This window comes from Streptococcus sp. HMSC078H03, assembly GCF_001808655.1.
GTDB lineage: Bacteria > Bacillota > Bacilli > Lactobacillales > Streptococcaceae > Streptococcus > Streptococcus salivarius_G.
The window spans coordinates 1-5,506 of sequence record NZ_KV794120.1 but is presented as its reverse complement, the minus strand read 5'-3'; the positions used below and the strand labels follow the sequence as shown (position 1 = coordinate 5,506).

2 protein-coding genes are annotated in these 5,506 nt (G+C 45.6%); both read right to left on the bottom strand.

Annotated features, from left to right (window positions below):
• Window positions 1-3,844, bottom strand: a 3,844-nt coding sequence (locus HMPREF2607_RS09645; protein ID WP_148130165.1) for an accessory Sec-dependent serine-rich glycoprotein adhesin, incomplete at its 3' end; no start/stop codon positions are given.
• Window positions 3,845-4,117: 273 nt separating this feature from the next.
• Window positions 4,118-5,506: LPXTG cell wall anchor domain-containing protein (locus HMPREF2607_RS10765; protein ID WP_148130164.1), on the bottom strand; the 1,389-nt coding region annotated here is incomplete at its 5' end.

Genomic DNA, 5,506 nt, shown 5'->3' with positions numbered 1-5,506 from the left:
CTGAAACTGACGCACTCTCTGAAGCTGATTCTGAATTAGACACTGATTGTGATTCTGAAATTGAGGCACTGACTGACGCTGATTCTGAGTTTGAAACAGATTGTGATTCTGACACAGACGAGCTTGTTGAAGCGGACTCACTCAAGGAACTTGAAACACTCGCTGACTTAACGGTACTCAAAGACACACTCGTTGAAGCGGACTCACTTTGTGAGACACTTGTCTTCAAGGACTCACTCAAGGAACTTGAAACGCTCTCAGATTTCACGGTACTCAAAGACGCACTTGTTGATGCGGATTGACTTTGTGAGAGGCTTGTCTTCAAGGACTCACTCAAGGAACTTGAAACACTCGCTGATTTCTCGGTACTCAAAGAAGCACTCGTTGAGGCTGACTGACTTTGAGAAACGCTAGTCTTCAAAGACTCACTCAAGGAACTTGAGACACTCGCTGACTTCACAGTACTCAAAGACGCACTTGTTGATGCGGATTCACTTTGTGAAACGCTGGTCTTCAAGGACTCACTCAAGGAACTTGAGATACTCGCTGACTTCACAGTACTCAAAGAAGCACTTGTTGAAGCGGATTCACTTTGTGATACGCTGGTCTTCAAGGACTCACTTAATGAACTTGAAACGCTCGCCGATTTCTCAGCACTCAAAGATGCACTTGTTGATGCGGATTCACTTTGTGAGAGGCTTGTCTTCAAGGACTCACTCAAGGAACTTGAGACACTCGCTGATTTCACGGCACTCAAAGACACACTTGTTGAAACAGATTGACTTTGTGAGACGCTCGTCTTCAAAGACTCACTCAAGGAACTTGAAACACTCGCTGATTTCACGGTACTCAAAGACGCACTTGTTGAAGCAGACTGGCTTTGCGAAACGCTGGTTTTCAAGGACTCACTCAAGGAACTTGAAACGCTCGCTGACTTCACAGTACTCAAAGACGCACTCGTTGAGGCTGACTGACTTTGTGAAACGCTGGTCTTCAAGGATTCACTCAAGGAACTTGAGACACTCGTTGATTTCTCAGCACTCAAAGATGCACTCGTTGAAGCGGATTGACTTCGAGATTGGCTGGTCTTCAAAGATTCACTCAAAGAACTTGAGACACTTTTTGAGGCTACCGTGCTCAATGAAAGGCTAGTCGATGCAGATTGCTTAACAGACTCACTTCGACTTTGAGAAATAGATTCCTGCTTAGACTGACTGGCACTTTGCGACACTGACTCGCTGTAATCACTATCCGACAATTTCACCGTCACAACATTGGTCGTACTATCTTTATAAGTAATCGTTACCGTACCATCACTATTAACCGTATAAGACTTAATACGGTTAGCGACCTCTGGATTCAAGGCAGATACAGCCTCAATAATCTTACTCTTATCTGCATCTGTTAAGGCAGTCAGGCTGGTCACCTGAATAGTGCTTGTCGGCGCCACACCCGGTGTACGATCTGACAAGCGACCCTGAGTAATACGAATCTCACCCAAACCATTTGGACGGTTCATATTTGACGCATTGTCAATAGCAGCAACATTACGTTGCCATGTGTTTCGGAAAGAATGATAAAGGTCATCCTTCAAATGAATGGTCGTTGTGATGGTTGCAGGATTATCAGTCGTTGCTGTGATATCTCCCGTAATTGGTGCAATATTACCAGTTCCGTACTGGCTACTACCAAAGAAATTGCCGTTCAAGGCATTGTCATTCAAATCGGCTCTTGCAACGACTTTCATTTCTTTAAGCTTGCCACTGTCATCTGTTGCCGTGAAAGTCACAACAGCATCATCACCAGCATAGAGGGTATAGTTTTTCCCACCACCTTCGAGAGGCGTTGACTTAGGTTCCACACCATCAACCGTCAACTTGGCCGTCACTTCAGGACGCGTTCCGTCCGTTACAGCCACGGAATTGCTAGCATCTGAATACACCGCATAATCACCATACATGATGCGAGCTTTGGCTGTTACACCACCTGTTTGTAACTTAACAGTCGGCGTCACAATCGCTTGACCCAAAGCATCTGCCACAGCTGTTCCCACTTCGTCGTCATTATTATATAGAACGACTGTGGAACCTGGCTCAGCTCCCGTCACCGTTACAGGCGTCTGTGTGTAAGCCTTGTCCAATAATCTCGTTTCAACGGTTGGTGCTGCTAGTCGCTTCACTGGAGCCGTCACATCATTAGTGGTGTTATCTTTATAAGTAATGGTTACCACACCAGATGATGAAACGGAATAAGATTTAAAGTCCTTTGAAGTGGCAATATTTGGGTTAGCAGTCTTAAACGCTTCCCAAACCTTATCTTTTTCAGCCTGAGCGAGACTACTTGTGTCATTAACAAAAGTACTCGTTGTCACCGCCGTAATCGGATTACGAATGCCATCATTTTGCGGCAAGACCTGGATACGCAAAGAGCGTGTCACTGTTTGATTTGCATTATTGGCAACCACAAAAGAAAGAGTATAAATTTTCCCAGGCGTCACGACTTCTGTCTGGCCCACAGTTCCCATGATATTAAAGGCCACTGAGCTATTTCTCAAGGCAGAGGTCTGGGGAACAAAGATACCATTGACTCGATCACTAGTAGAGGTGTAACCAATGCTTCGAAGACCAAATTGTGTAGGATTTGTTTCAACAACATTATAAACCTGATTGATGTAGTCAGAGTTATAAGCAGAAATCAGGGCATTGTTAGGGCCTAAGTTATAATAAGGAACTCTCAGATTATTATTAGCATCAATGTTGGAACCATTACGAGGATCACGCTGGCCAGATGTCGCACGAAGAACCGCATTGGCAAGACTATTTCTCGCTTGACGAGCCTGAGCAATCGTAGGCGTCACATCACTGTCACGATCAGCCAGGCTGACACGAATGGCATCCAGGGCTTTATCTCCCTTGAGAATAGCAGCATCCGTATTTGGCAAATCGACAGCTTGAGATTTATAGGTATAAATGTCTAAGGCTAAATCTTTGAGTCGCTTTTCTTGTTCTAAACGCTCAGCATCAGCCACAACTGACGCAGCTAGCAAACCAGTCGCCGTATCTGACAATTGGCGATTAGTTTGTACTTCGGATGTCAAGGAAGCGTTCAACAAGGTTGATTCCGAGCTGACAAGAGTCATCCCCACTTTAGAGTCGCTACTACTATCACTCTTGCTAACTGACTGAACAGAGGCACTTGCGCTTTGCTCTGAAGTTTTTCCAAGTGTACTCTCAGACTGACTGTGAGCAGAAGAATCCGTCTGACTTACTGATTCCGATTTAGAAGCTAATGAAGCTGACAATGAAACTGAAAGCGAGGCACTCAATGACAAGGATGTCGATTTAGAAGCAAATTCAGAAGCAGACACCGATTGGCTGAGGGATAAAGACTCACTCAAAGAAGCCTCCGAAGTCTGACTTGATACAGTTTCAGATGACGCTTGACTATTTACTTGACTCTCTTGAACACTGGACACAGACTCCGTGTTTCCAAGAACAACGGAATCAGATGCAGCTAAGAGATCAGTCTTAACTCCTGCTTCACTTTCCAAAAACGGCTGATCAGTCATTTCATCCGCATGAGCCACATGAGTCACAACTGAACCACCAAGCAAGGCCCCAGTTGCAAGCACTCCCTTAAGCACTGTCTGACCTGAAAAAGCAGGTGCTTCCACCTCTACCTGCTGGGCAGCAACAGACGGTGTATCCACACCCCCTCTAAGCACCTTGAAAAGACCAAAATTCGACGTCGCCGCACGAAGCCAGTGCTTCCCTGACTTAACCAATTTAAAACGTGTCACACGATCGGTTTCACGATATTGACCTTCATTCCTTCTAAAAAACATATATACTCCATTTATATTTTGATTAAAACACTCCTTTCAATTTTATCATAAAATTAAGCAAAAAATCTCATTTCAAGATTGCTTTCTAGCGATTAATCCTTTCTTTCATTTCCCTAAAAATACGATAATAATGCTAACCCTAAGACTTATTAAAACTATTTGCATTTTTAGAATATCAAACTAAAAAAATCCCCTACCAATTAGGAAATCACTCTAATCGATAGGGGATATTTGATTGTCTAGCTAGAAGCTAATGATTAAACTTACTAAGGCTTAGAAGTCTTCACTTTCTTCTTCATCTTTCTTACGTTTAGCAAGAAATCCAAGACCAGTTGCAGTTGCCAAAGCACCCAAGGCCATACCTAATGATGAGTTTTCCTCACCAGTCTTAGGAAGCGCTTGGCTACCACGTTTGTGCTTAGGATCCTTCACTTCAGAAGTTGATTCTGAGGCAGAGACTGAAGCACTTGTTGATGCTGAGGCTGAAAGACTTGCTGATGTACTCAATGAAGTTGAGATACTTGTTGAAGTGCTTGTGCTTTCAGAGGCACTTAAGAATGCCGATGTAGAGGCTGACTCTGATGCAGAGACTGAAGCGGATGTGCTTGCTGAGGCTGACGCAGAGGCTGACTCAGAGGCACTTGCTGATTCTGACGCAGAGACTGAAGCGGATGTGCTTGCTGACTCTGACGCTGACAATGACTCAGATACACTTGTTGAAGCACTTGTGCTTTCAGAGGCACTCAAGAATGCTGATGTAGAAGCCGACTCTGATACTGAAACGCTTGATGAAGCAGATTCTGAATGATTTACAATGTTTGAAAGTGATTCAGAGATTGAAGTTGAAACAGAGATAGATTCTGACGCTGACACTGAAGCGGATGTGCTTGCTGAGGCTGACGCAGATGCCGAAGCGGATGCGCTTGCTGATGCTGACTCAGATACAGAAACTGATGTGCTTACTGACGCTGACTCAGAGGCAGAGACTGATGTGCTTACTGACGCTGACTCAGAGGCAGAGACTGATGCAGATGTGCTTGCTGAGACTGACACAGAGGCTGAGGCTGAGGCACTTGCTGATTCTGACGCAGAGGCTGACTCTGATGCGCTTGCTGATTCTGATGCAGAGACTGAAGCGGATGTGCTTGCTGATGCTGATGCAGATGCTGAAGCGGACTCAGATGCGCTTGATGATTCTGATGCAGAGACTGAAGCGGATGCGCTTGCTGATGCTGACGCAGAGGCTGACTCTGACGCACTTGCTGATTCTGATGCAGAGACTGAAGCGGATGCGCTTGCTGATGCTGACGCAGAGGCTGACTCTGACGCACTTGCTGATTCTGATGCAGATGCTGAATCAGATGCACTTGCTGATGCTGACTCTGATGCCGAAGCGGATGCGCTTGCTGACGCTGACTCAGAGGCAGAGACTGATGCAGATGTGCTTGCTGAGACTGACGCAGAGGCTGAGGCTGAGGCACTTGCTGATGCTGACTCAGATGCTGAAGCGGATGTGCTTGCTGACTCTGAGGCAGAGACTGAAGCGGATGTGCTTGCTGACTCTGACGCAGAGACTGAAGCGGACGCACTTACTGATTCTGACGCAGATGCTGATTCAGAGGCACTTACTGATTCTGACGCAGAGACTGAAGCGGATGTGCT